This is a genomic window from Limosilactobacillus reuteri subsp. porcinus (genome assembly GCF_036621895.1).
In the GTDB taxonomy this organism is placed as follows: Bacteria; Bacillota; Bacilli; order Lactobacillales; family Lactobacillaceae; genus Limosilactobacillus; species Limosilactobacillus reuteri_J.
Genome location: NZ_LN887317.1, coordinates 1 through 16,986, shown reverse-complemented (window position 1 = coordinate 16,986; position 16,986 = coordinate 1). Strand labels below are relative to the sequence as shown.

At 40.1% G+C, this 16,986-nt stretch carries 15 protein-coding genes and 1 other annotated feature; of the genes, 1 reads left to right on the top strand and 14 read right to left on the bottom strand.

The window, feature by feature from the left end:
- Window positions 1–70: 70 nt before the first annotated feature.
- The 8 genes from ftsH to pth form a co-directional block, all read right to left on the bottom strand.
- Entirely contained in the window at window positions 71–2,179 is a 2,109-nt protein-coding gene (ftsH, locus tag AACL61_RS00880) for an ATP-dependent zinc metalloprotease FtsH (RefSeq protein ID WP_003671234.1), read from the bottom strand.
- A 233-nt stretch (window positions 2,180–2,412) separates the two neighbouring features.
- A complete protein-coding gene (gene hpt, locus AACL61_RS00875) occupies window positions 2,413–2,955 on the bottom strand; it encodes a hypoxanthine phosphoribosyltransferase (RefSeq protein WP_102815998.1) in 543 nt (180 codons plus the stop codon).
- Window positions 2,948–4,342, bottom strand: coding sequence for a tRNA lysidine(34) synthetase TilS (gene tilS / locus AACL61_RS00870; RefSeq protein WP_102815997.1), 1,395 nt, complete (start codon window positions 4,340–4,342; stop codon window positions 2,948–2,950). Before tilS ends, hpt begins: the two co-directional genes overlap by 8 nt.
- 1 nt (window position 4,343) lies before the next feature.
- Entirely contained in the window at window positions 4,344–4,838 is a 495-nt protein-coding gene (locus AACL61_RS00865; protein WP_339110844.1) for a S1 domain-containing RNA-binding protein, read from the bottom strand.
- A 187-nt stretch (window positions 4,839–5,025) separates the two neighbouring features.
- On the bottom strand, window positions 5,026–5,382 hold the full coding sequence (locus tag AACL61_RS00860) for an FtsB family cell division protein (protein WP_339110843.1): 357 nt from the start codon (window positions 5,380–5,382) through the stop codon (window positions 5,026–5,028).
- Between the two features lie 100 nt (window positions 5,383–5,482).
- On the bottom strand, window positions 5,483–5,755 hold the full coding sequence (locus tag AACL61_RS00855) for an RNA-binding S4 domain-containing protein (RefSeq protein ID WP_102815996.1): 273 nt from the start codon (window positions 5,753–5,755) through the stop codon (window positions 5,483–5,485).
- Window positions 5,752–9,291: a transcription-repair coupling factor gene (gene mfd / locus AACL61_RS00850; protein ID WP_102815995.1), complete on the bottom strand. Its 3,540-nt coding sequence runs from the start codon at window positions 9,289–9,291 to the stop codon at window positions 5,752–5,754. The genes AACL61_RS00855 and mfd overlap by 4 nt, the downstream gene beginning before the upstream one ends.
- An 18-nt stretch (window positions 9,292–9,309) precedes the next feature.
- Window positions 9,310–9,870 (bottom strand): aminoacyl-tRNA hydrolase, encoded by a 561-nt coding sequence (gene pth / locus AACL61_RS00845; protein WP_085650091.1) that lies wholly within the window; start codon window positions 9,868–9,870, stop codon window positions 9,310–9,312.
- Window positions 9,871–10,075: 205 nt separating this feature from the next.
- On the opposite strand from pth, the gene cbpA reads away from it, so the two are divergent.
- Complete coding sequence (gene cbpA, locus AACL61_RS00840; protein ID WP_065867192.1) at window positions 10,076–10,714, top strand: cyclic di-AMP binding protein CbpA; 639 nt, start codon at window positions 10,076–10,078, stop codon at window positions 10,712–10,714.
- A gap of 257 nt (window positions 10,715–10,971) precedes the next feature.
- On the opposite strand, the gene AACL61_RS00835 is transcribed toward cbpA, so the two are convergent.
- The 6 genes from AACL61_RS00835 to acpS all read right to left on the bottom strand — a co-directional run bounded on the left by AACL61_RS00835 (window position 10,972) and on the right by acpS (window position 16,826).
- The gene (locus AACL61_RS00835) at window positions 10,972–11,763 is read right to left on the bottom strand and encodes a 2-keto-4-pentenoate hydratase (RefSeq protein ID WP_339110842.1); all 792 of its coding nucleotides are present in this window, start codon (window positions 11,761–11,763) and stop codon (window positions 10,972–10,974) included.
- 76 nt (window positions 11,764–11,839) lie between these two features.
- Window positions 11,840–12,069, bottom strand: a binding site (T-box leader).
- 78 nt (window positions 12,070–12,147) lie between these two features.
- On the bottom strand, window positions 12,148–13,386 hold the full coding sequence (gene codA, locus AACL61_RS00830) for a cytosine deaminase (protein WP_339110841.1): 1,239 nt from the start codon (window positions 13,384–13,386) through the stop codon (window positions 12,148–12,150).
- Complete coding sequence (locus AACL61_RS00825) at window positions 13,377–14,753, bottom strand: cytosine permease (RefSeq protein WP_339110840.1); 1,377 nt, start codon at window positions 14,751–14,753, stop codon at window positions 13,377–13,379. The genes codA and AACL61_RS00825 overlap by 10 nt, the downstream gene beginning before the upstream one ends.
- Before the next feature lie 189 nt (window positions 14,754–14,942).
- The gene (locus tag AACL61_RS00820; RefSeq protein WP_102815993.1) at window positions 14,943–15,317 is read right to left on the bottom strand and encodes a type II toxin-antitoxin system PemK/MazF family toxin; all 375 of its coding nucleotides are present in this window, start codon (window positions 15,315–15,317) and stop codon (window positions 14,943–14,945) included.
- 18 nt (window positions 15,318–15,335) lie between these two features.
- Window positions 15,336–16,463, bottom strand: a complete 1,128-nt coding sequence (gene alr / locus AACL61_RS00815) for an alanine racemase (RefSeq protein WP_102815992.1) — start codon at window positions 16,461–16,463, stop codon at window positions 15,336–15,338.
- Window positions 16,464–16,826, bottom strand: coding sequence for a holo-ACP synthase (gene acpS / locus AACL61_RS00810; protein WP_102815991.1), 363 nt, complete (start codon window positions 16,824–16,826; stop codon window positions 16,464–16,466).
- Between the last annotated feature and the right edge of the window lie 160 nt (window positions 16,827–16,986).

Below are 16,986 nucleotides of genomic sequence, written 5' to 3'. Positions count from 1 at the left end.
TAATCCTAAAGAAAAAACGGAAGATCACCACCTACCAATCAGGTTTTGTATCTTCCGTTTTTTCAATAGTTTACTTGTCTTCAGAATTGTCTGAATCATCACTTGATTGTGAATCATTTGAGTTGTCACTCTTAGTATCGGATGAATCATTTTGATTATCCTTTGCTTCATCGTGACGCTCATTTTCCAATCGTTCAAGTTCACGCTTGGATTCTTCAAAGGTTTGTGCACGTGCCTCTTCGTCTTCAGCAGCCACATCCTTATCAGGAACTTTTCCAGTCTTATAAAGGCTAAGAATTTGTTTTTCATCAAGCGTTTCGTATTTGAGTAATGCTTCAGCGATTTGCTTATGTTGTTCACGGTGCGTCTCAATAATGTGTAAGGCGGTTTCGTGCCCTTCAGTTAAGATTCGACGTACTTCTTCATCAACTAAAGCAGCAGTCTTTTCGGAGTAAGGTGATTGGTCATAGCCTTGACCTGTAAAGACCTGACCAGAACTTTGCAGTTCTACCGGACCAATCTTATCACTCATTCCGTACTGGGTAACCATCGAACGAGCAATTTGGGTTGCTTGTTCAAAGTCATTTGAAGCTCCTGAAGATTGTGACTTAAAGACAAGCTCTTCAGCAGCTCGTCCACCCATCAGACCAGCGATTTGTTCCATCGCATTCTTTTTCGACATTAACATCTGATCTTCACGTGGAAGCATGATAGCATATCCACCTGCGCGACCACGTGGGACAATGGTAACCTTGTGCACAACTCGTGCGTCATTTAATACAAGACCCACAATCGTGTGACCCGCTTCGTGGTATGCAACAGTCTTTCGTTCTTGTTCAGATTGGACACGGTTATGCTTAGCTGGTCCAGCAATCACCCGGTCTTCTGCTTCATCTAAGTCAGCAGCATCAATTTCAGTTTTGTTCCGCCGTGCAGCTAATAAGGCCGCTTCGTTTAATAGGTTAGCTAAGTCAGCCCCAACAAAACCGGGAGTCTGTTTAGCAATTTCCTTTAAATCAACGTCGCTTGCCATTGGTTTGTTCTTAGCATGAACTCGTAAAATGGCTTCACGACCCTTAACATCTGGACGACCTACTAAAATCTTTCGGTCAAAACGTCCTGGACGTAAAAGGGCGGGATCCAAGACATCTGAACGGTTAGTAGCTGCCATGACGATGATTCCTTCATCGCCTTGGAAACCATCCATTTCAACTAACAATTGGTTCAAGGTTTGTTCACGTTCATCGTGACCGCCGCCCATGCCATTTCCACGGCGCCGACCAACGGCATCAATTTCATCAATAAAGATGATTGCTGGAGCAGCTTTCTTGGCTTGATCAAACAAGTCACGAACACGACTAGCACCAACACCGACGAACATTTCAACAAAGTCAGAACCAGAGATTGAGAAGAATGGTACCCCTGATTCACCGGCAACCGCCTTAGCTAGCAAGGTCTTACCAGTACCTGGAGGCCCCTCCAGTAAAACACCAGATGGAATACGAGCACCAAGCTTAGTGAATTTCTTTGGATTCTTCAAGAATTCAACGATTTCAACCAATTCTTGTTTCTCTTCTTCTTCACCGGCAACATCTGAGAAACGAACTTTGTTTTTCTTAGCATCAGATGGCTTGGCCTTGGTCTTACCAAAGCTCATCACTCCACGGCCACCCCCACCTTGACCAGCTTGGCCCATCATCATGTAGAAGAAGAAAATCATGATGACCAATGGCAAGACAGTCAACAACAGGTTCATCCAGACACTATTAGATTCTTCAGCACGAGTACTAATCTTTACATTATGACGGTTAGCATAGTTTTGAAGTTGACTAACAGTTACGTCACTTTCCAAAACAGAACTTTGGAATTGAGTTACCTTATTGTTTCGTTGTGGTGTAAGAGCAAAGCCAGTATTGTTGGCGGAATTGTCATTGTTTGACTGAGGTTTACGGTAAGTACCCGTAACCTTATATACCCCACCATTTGGCTGAAGCTGAACGCTCTTAACCTTATTACTCTTCAGTTCGGAGATAAACTCGCTTTGGGAAACTGTCTTACTTTGTCCTGTTGAGGCATTGCCCCCAAAGAAGAAGTAGGCGATTCCCATAATACACAAGAACATCACGGCATAGAAGAGAACGTTATGAGTAAAATTATTTTTTTTACGATTGTTGTTCATAACAACCTCCTATCTACCAGCAACGATATTTTATAATTGTAGTCATTATCATAGCATATTTGACAAATATTGACCATTAATTTTACAGAAGAATTAATAGTTTTATCGCCAATGTTATTAATAATACATACTACATATTTACGGATCCATAAAAATGGACGTTAATTAAGAATATCTTTAAAATACCGTCCATTTAATATTGATTTTTCCGTCATCCTAATTATCTAACATTTTTAGTCATTTTGGTATACAGATGGCTTCAAAATTCCAACATATGGTAAATTTCGGTAGAATCCTTTGTAATCAAGGCCATACCCTACCAAGAACTCTTTAGGAACCGTAAAACCAACATAATCAGGTTCGACATCTACTTCCCGACCTTCTGGCTTATTTAATAATGAACAAACCTTTATGCTCTTTGCTCCCCGGTCGGCTAAAAGTTCCATCAAGTACTTCAAAGTATGACCGGTATCAACAATATCTTCCATAATTAGAACATGCCGATCTTTAACATCTGTTTTCAAATCATGAATAAGTTTAACTTTTCCAGTCGAACCTAAGCCACCAAAATAACTAGAAACATCAATAAAGTCGATTTGGGCCATGATATCTAGCCGTTCAATCATATCAACAGTAAATAAAACTGCTCCGCTTAGAACGGAAATGATAATTGGCCGTTTATCCTTATAATCTTTTGTTAAGTCCGTTGCTAATTCGTCCATTCGTTTGCCAAGCATTTCTTCGCTGTATAAGACACGCTCAATATCGTTATTCATTTACCTTCTTCTCCTTATTTTTTATTCCAATAAAACATGACCGACATGTCTGCTGATAGCCGGTTGGCCGTTCAAACCAACTCCACTTTCGGTTAACTATCCAGACGACCTCGTCATGCGCATCAACTAGGACCATTTGCTGGTCACGCTGTTTTCGGGAAACTTTTTGGTCAATTAGGACCCGCTTGACTAACTGGTGATGACCATTTTTTAAGCGAATACGATCTTTTTGTCGCCATTGTCGTAGACGCAGCGGAAATTGATCTGGAGCAAGCCATTGCAAAACTACCTGCTCTTCATCATTGAAAAACGACTTTTCAGCTGACACTGCCATTAAGTTTATTGGATCTACTTGATACCATTGTTCCAATTTTATCACATGATCTTGGGGCTTTTGTAGGTTCTCAAGCGGATTATCCAATTTTTTTAACACACAAGTAGCGTAGGCTTTCTCAAGAATATATCGATGCGGCAACTCAATGATTTGCTGTGGCTTTTGCTCGTTTTCTAGGATCTGCAGCAGTTCATCAAGTTGCTGGTCCTTAATATCATATATTCCTTGTTGATTAAACCATTGTCGTAAAATTTCTTTTCGAATGATTTCCTTATTTTGCAATAATCTTGCCAGGATCATCCTTCCTTGTTGATCAACACATGCTGCTAATTGATCTGCCACTTCTTGATCACGCCAGGCAAGGAGATCCGTTAACTGTTGATGATAGCTTTCGAGGTGAGAAAGCAACTGAGGATTCTCTTCTTCAAGCATTGGAATTATCGCATGCCGAAATCGATTCCGTTGAATGTTCAAGTCCTTATTTGTCTTATCCTCATACCACTTAAGATGATGCTGCAAAGCATATTTCTTTAACTGCTGTTTACTAAAGGGTAAAAGCGGCCGAATTAAGGTTCCAGAAGCAAATGGTCGCCGATCTCGTATTCCCACTAATTGACTCAACTGACCACCACGAGCCATCTTCATCAGCATTGTTTCTGCTAGATCATTTTGGTGGTGTGCAGTTAGCAGAATGCTTGCCTGATTATCTTTCATCACTTCCCGGAAAAATTGGTAGCGTGCTTGACGGGCAGCGTTTTCGACCCCGGTCTGTGGATGAAGATCTTGTGGCCAGTGTGCAACTGCTAGTTTTAAATCATTTTGTTTACAATACTGCCGAATGAACCGTTCTTCAAGCTGGCTTTGTTTTCGTAACTCATGGTTCATATGGGCAACGATAATCTGGGGACGATATTTTAACGGCAAGTGCTGCAAGAGATCTAACAGAACCATCGAATCGACTCCGGTTGAGACAGCCACTACCACCTTATCTTGGGTAGCAAAAAAGCGACTCCTTACTAGGTGTCGCTCAAATGCTTGTTGTAAATCCGTCATATTAGCTCCGCCGACCACCACGGCCGCCACGCTTACCATCAGTTTGACGTTTCAAAGTAGATAAACGTGATTCGCTTTCTTTTAAATAGCCAGCTAACATGTCATTAAAGTCTTCGTGTTGGTGACTGTTGTGGTGGCGACCACTAAAACCACCACGGAAGTTATCATTGTGACCACGGAAATTATTATTCCGTTCGTGGTGAAAATCACGGTGATTATTTTCACGATGACGGTTATTTTCATGATGATCTTGATGTTCACGAGGAGCTGCGGCCTTGATTGAAAGAGCAATCTTACCGTCATCACCAATCCGTGTTACTTTTGCTGTAACTTCATCCCCGACAGCCAATACATCATGAACATCCTTGATATATTTATCAGAGATTTGACTGATGTGTACTAGCCCTGTCTGATTATCATCTAAATCAACGAATGCACCAAAATTAGTGATTCCTGAAACTTTACCTGAAACCTTTGCTCCAACTTCAATTGCCATGAAACCTATAGATCCTCCTGAACCATCTCATATTTTTGTATTTGAGTATATCATAACTTCATCTTGAAAACGTATGAAAATAACTAAACTTCTCATAAAAAACTAAGCTGAAAAATCACCCAATTACATTCTCAATTTTAACATTTAAAATATTCTAACCCTACTAAAACATCCTATTTTGTGATCATTAGTTCAAATTATAGATTATCTCGCCCTTCTTAGAGTAATTATACTTAGCACGGATAACCTGTTGAATATATTCGGGATTATGCAACATTTTAATCTGACGTTGTAGTTGTTGATTCTTTTGTTTTTGTTTTGTTAATTGTGATTGTGCTTGTCGAATATTGCCATTAATATCCGCTAATGTCCGTTTGCTTTGAAATATCTGAATTCCAAAGATTAAGAATATAACCAAAAAAACAGCAATAATCCGCTGACAACGGCGCTTATGCACATGCCGATTATATGTTTTTTGATTCGAAACCTGGCGGGCATATAGGGTATTTAATTGTGAAACTTTGCTATCAGATTGTCCTTTCATCTGACATCCCTCTCCATTTTAACTTATCACACTTTAAGTATAGCAAGATACCGCGGAGAATGTCCATATGATTATCAACTTTTTTATATCTCAGAAGATATTATAGTTGGTCAAAGGATTCCGCGTAAGTTTCATCAACAATTTCATACATATCTTCCGCTTCACTCTTTTTCGTCGTTTCAACAATCCGATTAATCTTAACTGTTTCTGTCTTATTACCAAACTTAATTGTTAAAGTATCACCAACCGCTACCCGACTGGATGATTTTGCTGATTGACCATTAATTAAGATCCGTCCTTGATCCGCGATTTCCTTAGCAATTGATCGACGTTTAATAATCCGTGATACTTTTAAAAATTTATCTAATCTCATTTTTCCGCTCCTTTTTCATCGGCTTGAATAACGTTTCCTAAAGTCGTTACAAATTGTAGTAGCTGGTGAAGCCAATCATCAGTAGTCATTTTAGGTTGAATAACCAGCCGAATCGTTAGTTGCTGATTGTCTTCACCGATTGTTGCTTTAAATCGCGTATTAGCTAGCTCCTTAATTATTGCAGGGGCTTTAATCAAGCGGCTAGCACGTTCAGTAAACTTGATATTAATATTATCCCGTTGCCGCTTAATCTCAGCAATCATTGCCAGGTCAGCATGATTCTTCAATTGACTTACAAGCAACAGCGTCCCAACCGGTGCCGGGTAATCGCCAAACCGATCAATCAAGTCACCTTGAATATCAATAACTTCTTCATCTGTCTTAGCCTGGCGAATTGTCTTATATAATTCGATCTTTTGCCGTTGGTCTGCAATATAATCCGTTGGTAGGTAAGCTTCAACCCCTAACTCAACTTCTGCATCGGAGTGAATAGTTTGCTTCTTACCCTGCTTTTTAGCTACCGCATCACTAAGCATCGCTGAATATAGGTCATAACCAACAGAATCGATAAATCCATGTTGTTGTTTCCCCAAGAGATTACCAGCTCCCCGAATAGCAAGGTCTCGCATTGCAATCTTAAATCCAGATCCCAACTCTGTAAAATCACGAATTGCAGCTAGCCGCTTTTCTCCTAATTCTGTTAGGACCTTATTAGGCTGATACATAAAGTAAGCATAGGCCACCCGATTACTACGACCAATCCGTCCGCGAATCTGATATAGCTGAGCTAACCCCATTCGATCAGCATTTTCAACAAAGAGGGTATTAGCATTTGGGATATCAACCCCCGTTTCAATAATCGAGGTAGTCACTAATACATCATAATTTCCTTGAATAAACTCATAGAGGACTGTCTCCAGTTCATTTTCACTCATCTGACCATTAATATAGCCAATTCGGGCTTCAGGAACAAGTTCTTGTAACCATGCCACCGTCTCTTCAATGTCATGAACGCGATTGTGAAGGTAATAAACCTGTCCGCCACGTTGCATTTCACGAATGATCCCATCGCGAATCGCACTACTATTTTGTTCCATTACATAGGTTTGGATTGGGTAACGACCAGCAGGCGGTGTTTCAAGAACTGATAAGTCTCGTACGCCCAGCATTGACATGTGCAACGTCCGGGGGATGGGGGTTGCTGTCAAGGTTAAAACATCAACATTATTTTTTAATTGCTTTAGTTTTTCTTTATGTTTTACCCCAAAGCGCTGTTCTTCATCAACAATTAATAGCCCAAGATCCTTAAACTCAACATCCTTTGATAGGATTCGGTGGGTTCCAACAACAACATCGACGCTTCCATCCTTTAGCCCTGCTTCTGTCTCTTTTAGCTCTTTTGGCGTCTTGAAACGTGACATCAAGGCAATGTTGATTGGGAAGCCTTCAAACCGGCGCATCAGGGTGTTGTAGTGTTGCTGGGCAAGAACAGTTGTTGGCACAAGGAAGGCAACCTGCTTTCCTCCAGTGACCGCCTTAAAAATTGCCCGCATTGCAACTTCGGTTTTACCATAGCCGACATCCCCCACTAATAGGCGATCCATCGGCTTTGGCTTTTCCATATCCTCTTTAATTTCATCAATACTCCGCAACTGATCACGAGTCTCATTATATGGAAAATTAGCATCAAATTGTTTTTGGAGATAATCGTCTTTCGGAAAAGCATATCCTTTCTCCGCTTCTCGCTTAGCATATAAATCAACTAATTCATCAGCGATATCTTCAATTTTTGAAGAAACGCGCCGCTTAGCCTTTGCCCATTCGTTACCGCCAAGCTTGTTGATATGCGGGGTCTTAGATTCTGATGATACATACTTTTGGACAAGATTTAGCTGGGTTACTGGCACATATATCTGAGCGTTATCTCGGTAATTGATGATCATGTAGTCTTGGTGAACATGGTCAACTTCCATCGTCTTAATTCCACTAAAAATCCCAATTCCATGATTGACATGAACTACATAGTCACCTGGTTTAAGGTCAGTATAATTTTTTAATCGTTCGGCGTTGGCAAGTTTTTGTGGACGATGATGAACCTTTTTTACCTGCTTAAACATCTCGCTTTCTGTAATAACAACCAGCCCAGCAAGTGGCATTTCAAATCCATTGTTTAAGTTAGCAGCAACAATTTGAACAACATTCGGCTTGATATTTGTTAATTCAGTTTCTGTTGCGGTGATATCAAAGTCAGCAAGCGTTTGGGCAATTTGCTTTCGTCGTTCTGGACTATTAGCCATCAGTACTACCGTTTGCCCTTGATCAATCCACCGCTGAAGTTCGGCTTTCAGCAGTGGCATTTGACCAAAGAAACGTTGCATGGTTCTGCTTTTTAGGTCGGTAATTTGGCTAAGTTTAATATTACCGAGACCTTTTTTAAATAAGGCGCCATAAATTTGCGGATGCGGGTCTTTTTTTATTATGGCCGATACGTCATTGCTAAGATCTGGAACATCCGTTAATTGATGGTGAGCAACCTTATCTTTAAACCAGCCTGCATCTTCCTGGGTCATCTGCTTGGCAAATTGCTTTATCCGCGTCAAGTCATCAAAGTAAATTGTCCCATCATCAGGAAGATAATCAAATAAGGAATGCTTAGCCGGATAAACCAGGTTGCTAAATTCTAAAAGTTCATTAGGCAAGTGCTGGTTCTTAAGTGCGTTCAATAATGGTTCAAAGCGGTTAGCCACCTGCTGTTTAATATCCGCATCGTCAGCACTTAACTCCTTCCCCACCTTTTTATATTCAGTATCTAGCGCTTCATACACCCGCGAAAATTCAGTCGATGGGATAATAAAATCTGTCGCTGGCAGTATCTGAACTTCTTCAACATTATCAATACTCCGCTGAGTACTAGCATCAAAATACCGAAGTGAATCAACTTCTGTATCAAAAAGATCAATTCTAATCGGATTATCAGTGTTTAAGGCGTAGATATCAATAATCGACCCACGAATTGCAAAATCACCAGGACGCAAAACCATTTTTTGATATTGATACCCCATTGCGCTTAATTGTTGCCGAATTTTTGCTGGATCCACTTCCCCGCCAGTCTTAATCTTTAACGAGGACTGGGCAAAGTATTCTGGTGAAATAATATTGCGTCGTAACCCCGCAGCAGATGCAACTACAACTGCCGGTTCTTTATTAATCAACGCATTTAAGGCCAGTACCCGTTGAAGACGATAGTTAGGAGAACTAGTTGCTACTTCCGCTGCTAAAACCTCTTCAACCGGAAACTGGTAAACACGATTAGCAGGAAGAAGGTTCTCCAAGTCACTAGCCAATTCCTGCATATGGGAAATCGTGTCGGTCACTACTAGAATTGGTCGCTGCCCTTCTTTAGAAAGAGCACTTAGTAATTCGGTTCGCGCTGATCCAGAAATCCCCGTTATTAATTGATGGTTCTTGGGTTGGAGGTCAGCCGTAATTTGTTTAAATGATGGCGTCTTCTCGATTAAATTTTCTATTTGCACCATCAACGCCACCTTTCTATTTTAATTATAAGCATTCATTAATTTGGCAAAGTCTTCTCCATTAATCCAGTCTTCTAATGCATGCTCAGCTTGTTCAACTGCTTGGTCAAATTTAGGACGTTCTTCTTTAGAAAATTTACCTAAGACATGACTAACCACCGTTCCATGTTGGGGATGGTCAATCCCTACTTTTACCCGGTTAAAGTTCTTGGTTCCTAACGCGCTGATAATGCTTTTAAGTCCATTATGACCGCCTGAAGCCCCATGTGTTTTTAAACGTACTTTGCCAACTGGCATATCCAAGTCGTCATTAACAATTACGAGATCATCCAAGTCAATATCATAATAGTCTACTAGTGGTCCGACTGCTCGTCCTGAATCATTCATGAACGTCGTCGGCTTTACCAACATTACTTTTTCACCATTAATTATCCCACTAACTGCGACTGCTTCTTGTTTTAGGTGGGTGAATGCTCCCAGGTGATAATCTCGTGCTAGTTGATCAACCACCATAAAGCCAGTATTATGACGGGTTTCATCATACCGCGTCCCAATATTTCCTAAGCCAACAATCATTTTCATTGTTCTTTCATTCCTTTCACGCAAAAAAGCCGCACGGTCACTTTTCCCGTCCAGCATAAATTTTAACTAGTATTATACCCTATGTTACTTTTTTCAGCATACTAATTTGAATTAACAGCATAAATCTTCTAATCTTTTTCTAATCCTTTTGATAGAAATGTGTTATTATAGTGAGTGCATTTAATCGATAAAAAGGATGTTAATTATGATTTTCAATTCATTAATCAAACCCAAAGCAACCTTAACAACTCTTCCAGAAACAGCGACATTGGATGAGGCTCTGACTGTCTTGGAGGATACCGGCTATCGGTGTGTCCCAGTTCTTGATAAGTCAGGAAAGATCTTTCGGGGAAATATTTATAAGATGCATCTTTACCGGCATAAAGCACGACAGGGGGATATGCATTTACCGGTAACTGCATTATTAAAGAATGCTACTAAATTTATCTCAATTAACGCGGCTTTCTTCTCTATCTTCTTTGCTATTCGAGACCTTCCATATATTGCGGTATTGGATAATAATAATCAGTTTTATGGGATTTTAACCCATAATAGTCTTTTACGGATGTTAGCTGCTGGCTGGAACGTGAATAATGGGAGTTATGTTTTAACTGTTATTACTCCTGATGAACGGGGAGCGCTAGTAACGGCTGCTAAAGAAATCACTCGTTTTTGTCAGATCGTAAATGTCATTTCACTCGATCCAGAAGACGAAACAATGAAACGGGTCTTATACACCTTGCCTGCTGATGTTACTAAAGAAAAGATGGAACGGATTGTTAAACGACTCGAGAAAAAAGGGTTAGAAGTTTCAGAAATTGAAGACTTGCACCAAAGCTATTAAATATTAAAGAGAGTGGGAAATAACCCTCTCGACAAGGCGGTTGGCTAAGCTAGAACGATGATTAGCACGGCACGGGCTGATTATCGTTCGTACTTAGCCTCGAGCCTTGTGGTTATTTTCCACGTTATCTTACTATTGTTTATAAAAGCGGTTGAGGCTGAGAGAAAACAAAAGTTTTCTCCCAGCCCCTTTTAATTTTTAGAATATTAATTTCTGCTGGCGATTTCTCACCCAATTTTCCCACCTGCTTTCAACGCTTATTTCGCATTAACTACAACGTTTCCTAAACCGCTATCGAACTCAACTTCCCACTTACCAGCAGTGAGCTTAGGTGGTAAGACAAATGTTCCGGATGATACCATTTGGCCCTTGGTAAATGCTTTTCCTTGTTCAGCTAATTTTTGTACTAACCATTGGAGGGACTTAAAGGGATTGCCTAAAACTTCTGATGATACCCCTTCTTTTAATTTCTTACCATCTTTGAATAAAACGGCATGAACATTAGCAGCATCGTCAACATTTTCAAATACGCTATCTGCATCATGTTCTTCACCATATACAACAAGACCACCAACAGCACAATCAGCCATTACATTATATTTTCCTAAATCTGGAAACCAATCGACGAAACGGGCATCAGGCAATTCTAAGGCTCCCGCAACAGTTACCTTATGAAATAAATCTTCTAATGTATCACTAGGTTGCAAGTCTTCTTTTGCGCGGAAGGTTAATTCAACCTCTAATAACGGTTCATTTAACATCTGCAAGTCAACATCCGCCGGTGACTGGAGGAATCGTTCAGCAACTTGTTGTCCATACAATGGTGAATCAGCATCAAACATGTCTTGAGTTTCTTTACTAGTTAACGAAACTTTATAGCCAGCAGTTGGCTTTCCTTTTAACTTTACTACCGCATCTTGAACTGCATATGCGGTTTCATCATCAGCCACAACGTCTTTCCATTCTTCCTCTTTTAACGGCGTATTAGTGTCATAAGCTTCAAAAAGAGCCTTAGCAAATTCTTCCTGTCGTGCGTTTAATTCAGTCATAATAATTACCTCCAAGACAAAATATTTTCTTAAAATTTAGAAAGAAAAAAGCGTCCTTACATTGCTTTATCGCAATTGTAAGAACGCTTCTGCGCGGTACCATCCTACTTTGATCAACTCGTAGTCGATCCTCTCATTCACAAACAATCATTTGTGGCCAAAATAATGGATGGCAGCCAACCTCAGCTTACTTGGTTTCAGCCGGTAACTCAGGAACGATTAACAATTAGAAATCTCGATCAGCTCACACCACCCGCTAATTCTCTGTTACCAATTTCAAATCATTATTTCCTTCAACGTTTTTCTAATCTAAATTTAATTGTTGGATATAATATACCGACCATTCCCTAACTTGTCAATAACCATTATGAGATTTCTTTAATTTTATTTGATATTAACTTTGGTTTCAGCTGGTTTCGTCTCAGCAAGGACTTTCCCATGACGAATATTATAAAGAACTTCAACATGCTTATTAAGGGCATTATAAAAGTCGTGAGCATTCAATAAGATACAGTTTGCCGGTTTTCCTACTTCAATTCCATAATTATCACTAATATGCAATGTCTTAGCACCGTTATAAGTTACATAATTAAAGGCATCTTGCAGTTGGTGATACCCCATCAAGTGAGCAATATAAACACCCATCGTAACTGCATCTAACATGTTACCATCGCCGAGAGGATTCCACGGGTCTTGGATATCATCCTCACCAAAGGAAACATTAATCCCCGCTGCTGTTAATTCCTTAATCCGGGTAACGCCACGACGCTTTGGATAAGTATCGAAACGGCCGCCAAGGTGAACATTAACTAATGGATTAGATACAAAGTTAATATCACTCATCTTTAATAGTCGGAATAACTTATAAGTATAAGCATCATTATATGAGCCCATCGCTGTCGTATGACTAGCAGTGACCCGGTCTTTCATCCCTCGTTCATAGGCTTCGGTCGCTAAAACTTCAAGGTTACGCGAAGCTGGGTCATCGATTTCATCACAGTGAACGTCAACTAAACGATCGTACTTATCTGCGAGGGCCATTAAGAAATGGACGGATTGCCAACCATATTCAGTTGTAAATTCAAAATGGGGAATACCACCAACGACATCTAATCCTTCTTTAACCGCCTGCTCCATTAATTCACGTCCATGAGGATAGCTAAGAATACCTTCTTGCGGAAAAGCAACCAACTGCAAGTCGATTTGGTCTTTTAATTCTTCACGCAATTCAAGAAGAGCACGGACGGCAATTAAATGAGGATCAGTTACATCAACATGGCTCCGTACGTGTTGAATTCCATGACCAACCATATTCAGTAATGTCTTTTTCGCGCGCGATTTAACATCTTCCTTCGTTAAATCTTGTTTCCGTTCACTCCAAATCCGGATACCATCAAATAAAGTCCCGGTTTCATTCCATTCTGGCTGACCAGCAGTAAGCGTAGCATCTAAGTGAACATGAGAATCAACAAATGGTGGCAAAAGTAAATTTTCTTTACCGTCAATAACTTCTTCACCGTCATGGGGCGTTAAGTTAGCCTTAATCTCACTAAATTTTCCATTGAGAATTCGAACATCGACTACTTCTTCATGATTATCAACATGTACATTTTTTAATAGCATAATTCATCTTCCTTTCGGTCAACCAGCAACATAATTCCATAATATAGGATACCACTCAAACACATATCAATAAATGTGGCCCCAATCGTATTTACGAAGATTGGTAACTGATGAACACCTAAGAAGAAGGCAACCCCGATAGCAAAAACAATAATTGCTACCCAGTTGACGCCTCCACGATACCAATATTTTCCACCAACTTTACCTAATTCATCAACATCATATTGCCGATGAGCACGGAAATAAAAATCAGTACAAATAATGGCAATCGTAGGTCCTAACACCATCCCCACATAGTCAAGGAATGATTCAAAAGCACTCAAGAAACTACCGACAAACATCGGAATAAAGGTCACAACTGTCGCAAGCAATACGACGATCCATAATGAATACTTTAATTTGAGCTTTGTAAAGATATTTGAAAGAGCTGATCCGGCCGCTAATAAATTAACAGCATTTGCCGTCATCGAGGTCAAAATAATAACAAGAAGGGCAACTACCCCCAGTCCTAACTTACTAGCAATCGTTGAGGGATCAGAGTTATTTGCGTTATATACCCCACTTGAAATTGCAATACTAATTGTTGAAATCAGGCCGATGAAAGCAAACCATACAACCCCTAGTAAAGCACCAAGGAACGGCGTCAAAGTCGCATTCTTTTCTTTAGCAGTAAAGCGGGTGAAATCAGCACCGGCAGTTACCCAGGCTAAATTAAAAGCTGCTACATAATCGACCGCCGCACCGACTGCCATTTTTGATTGCGCAGGAACATGCCAATTTACAATTTGACTGAAGGAAACGGTTCGAAAAACAGCTACTGACTCCCAAATGACGAATACAAGAACAAGGATTATCCCTAACCGCTCAATCATTTGGACTGAATGTGATCCGCTAGAAACACTAATAATATGGAGAATGCTCATGATAATAATCCCGACTACTAGCCCTAAATAGCCGCCATGTTGTCCCCACACAGGCCATCCTAATAAGTCATGGAAAAGAATGCTTACCGACTGGGCCGCAATAAAAGTATTAACTGCTGTCCAACCAATAAATTGAGTAATATTAACTAATGATGGGAGATAACTGCCCCGTTCACCAAAGGAGGCACGACTTAAAGTCATCGTCGATACCCCAGTCTTATAACCAATGTAACCTACCAAACTTAAAAATACATATGATAAGGCAGATGACAATACTAAGACCTTCATGGCAACCGAAAATCCACAAGCGGCGAGCACTCCGCCAACAAACCAGGTTCCATTATTGGCATTTGCACCGACCCACGTGGCAAACATATCCCAAGTATTAGTCTTTCTGTTCTTCATTGGAATACTAAAAATTGTTGTCCCCTTTTGCTCTTTCACAAGATATCCTCCTTAGACCTAAAAAGCTCTAGTCCCTTTAATGGTCCTAGAGCTTTACAAAAGAGGAAGCATAGTTTTGTGCCCACTATGCTTATATTATTTTGTCTTTTGTAGTCTCTCTGGGCTACATTAAAAGAACCGTGATTAATTCAATAGTGAGTATACGAGTTCTGACGCAAATTGTCAAACTCATTTATTTTCATCATAGGCTGCACTTAATCCCACACTAATCGTTAATGCTTTATCCACTTTTGCCATTGTCTCTGGCGACAAATGAGCAATTCGGTCTTTTAATCGTTGTTTATCAATCGTTCGTAATTGCTCCAATAAAATGACCGAATCATGAGTTAACGGTAACGACTTACCTTTTAGTTGGACATGAGTAGGCATCTTCTTTTTTTGCATTTGGGCAGTAATCGCAGCAATGATCACTGTTGGACTATAATGATTTCCCACGTCATTTTGAAGGATCAGGACTGGACGAACGCCCCCCTGTTCCGATCCAATTACCGGGGATAAGTCAGCGTAATAGATGTCACCCCGTTTTACTTTTCGTTTTGTCATTACCTTCGCTTCCCTTAATTATTTACTTTGGTGATAAATGCGATGAACCCGATTACTAATATTAGTTAGGATTTCATAGTTAATAGTTCCGGCCTGCTCAGCTAAATCAGTTGCTGTAATTTCTTGGTCACCGGATTTGCCCATCAATACTACTGGAGTGCCGACTGGGTAATACTTAGGAAGCCGAATCATCATTTGATCCATACATACTCGTCCGGCAATATCACAAAATTGACCGTCAACTAATACCTTATAACCAGTCATACACCGGGGATAACCGTCAGCATAACCAATCGGCAAAGTGGCTAGCCATTCATCTTGCTCCGCTGTATAAGTAGCACCATAGCTGACAGATCTTCCTGCCTTTAACTGCTTAACAAAAGAAATTGATGAAACTAATGAACTAACGGGCTGTAAATCAAGCGTTAATTTCAAGTCACGTCCAGATGGGTTTTGTCCGTACATTGAAATCCCCATTCTAACTGTATTAGCCGTGATTTTTTCCCGATGCCATAAACCAGTCGCTGAATTTGCCATATGAACATATGGTGGCAGTTCGTCAAGACTGGCAACAAATTGATGCCACCGTTGAACCTGTTGGTTAAAGTAATTTTCATCAGGACTATCAGCAGTTGCAAAATGCGTGAACATCCCTTCAAATTCAAATTCAGGACTATCAAGCAACTTAACAGCTTGCTTAAATGTAGCGACCTCTGTAAAACCAATCCGGCCCATTCCTGAATCAATTCCCAGATGAACTTTTAATGGTTTCTTAGGCTTGGCAACTTGTGCTAGTTGATGATATTGTTCAAGCCAATCTAAGGAGCCGACTGTTAAAGAAACTCCGGCTTGAGCAGCAATCAACGCATCTTCAACTGGCGTAATTCCAAGGACAAGCATCATGGCTTCAATACCGTTATCCCGCAATTCCAACGCTTCGTCTAAAATTGCTACGCATAAACCACTTGCACCACTGGTCATTGCTGTTTGGGCAACTGGAATCAATCCATTGCCATAAGCATTTGCTTTTACAACAGCAAGGATTCTACTATTTTCGGGCAAAACTTTTTTCTGTTCTTGAATATTATGACGTAATGCATCTAAGTCCACTATTAATGATGTATCTCGCAAACGACCATTAACCATTTATTTATTCTCACTTTCTAAAATTACTTCTGTCATTACTAACGTGGCAGTATGACTCACTGAAGCATGAGCATTACCATTATACGGCGATTTAATCACAATTGGCGCACCATATTGGTTATCAATGATTTCAATATCATGAAAGCCTAGTTTAGCACCAATTCCCGTTCCATATGCTTTAGCAAAAGATTCTTTTAGTGACCACCGACCAGCAAGATATTCTACTGATCGTTGACCGCTAAATTGACTATATTGTTCTAGTTCAGTCGGTGTCAATACATGCTGGATGAATTGAGAATGCGCTGTCGCAGCTTTCTTAACTCGTTCAATCTCGGTTATATCGATTCCAATCCCCTTAATCATCGAGCGTTCGTCTCCTTAATTATCACTATTATCTACCGCTTAATCTTATCGAAAATAAGCACTTCTTGCAATGTTAGTGTAAGATTTTCATAGGTTGGATGAATAATTCATCTGGTCGTGGAAATCTTTTTTGTAGACCAATTTACTTATTTACAAAAAA

Excerpts from the sequence above, each read along its gene's own strand:
- ftsH (WP_003671234.1), bottom strand. The coding sequence starts at position 2,179 with ATGAACAACAATCGTAAAAAAAATAATTTTACTCATAACGTTCTCTTC.
- hpt (WP_102815998.1), bottom strand. The coding sequence starts at position 2,955 with ATGAATAACGATATTGAGCGTGTCTTATACAGCGAAGAAATGCTTGGC.
- tilS (WP_102815997.1), bottom strand. The coding sequence starts at position 4,342 with ATGACGGATTTACAACAAGCATTTGAGCGACACCTAGTAAGGAGTCGC.
- AACL61_RS00865 (WP_339110844.1), bottom strand. The coding sequence starts at position 4,838 with ATGGCAATTGAAGTTGGAGCAAAGGTTTCAGGTAAAGTTTCAGGAATC.
- AACL61_RS00860 (WP_339110843.1), bottom strand. The coding sequence starts at position 5,382 with ATGAAAGGACAATCTGATAGCAAAGTTTCACAATTAAATACCCTATAT.
- AACL61_RS00855 (WP_102815996.1), bottom strand. The coding sequence starts at position 5,755 with ATGAGATTAGATAAATTTTTAAAAGTATCACGGATTATTAAACGTCGA.
- mfd (WP_102815995.1), bottom strand. The coding sequence starts at position 9,291 with ATGGTGCAAATAGAAAATTTAATCGAGAAGACGCCATCATTTAAACAA.
- pth (WP_085650091.1), bottom strand. The coding sequence starts at position 9,870 with ATGAAAATGATTGTTGGCTTAGGAAATATTGGGACGCGGTATGATGAA.
- cbpA (WP_065867192.1), top strand. The coding sequence starts at position 10,076 with ATGATTTTCAATTCATTAATCAAACCCAAAGCAACCTTAACAACTCTT.
- AACL61_RS00835 (WP_339110842.1), bottom strand. The coding sequence starts at position 11,763 with ATGACTGAATTAAACGCACGACAGGAAGAATTTGCTAAGGCTCTTTTT.
- codA (WP_339110841.1), bottom strand. The coding sequence starts at position 13,386 with ATGCTATTAAAAAATGTACATGTTGATAATCATGAAGAAGTAGTCGAT.
- AACL61_RS00820 (WP_102815993.1), bottom strand. The coding sequence starts at position 15,317 with ATGACAAAACGAAAAGTAAAACGGGGTGACATCTATTACGCTGACTTA.
- alr (WP_102815992.1), bottom strand. The coding sequence starts at position 16,463 with ATGGTTAATGGTCGTTTGCGAGATACATCATTAATAGTGGACTTAGAT.
- acpS (WP_102815991.1), bottom strand. The coding sequence starts at position 16,826 with ATGATTAAGGGGATTGGAATCGATATAACCGAGATTGAACGAGTTAAG.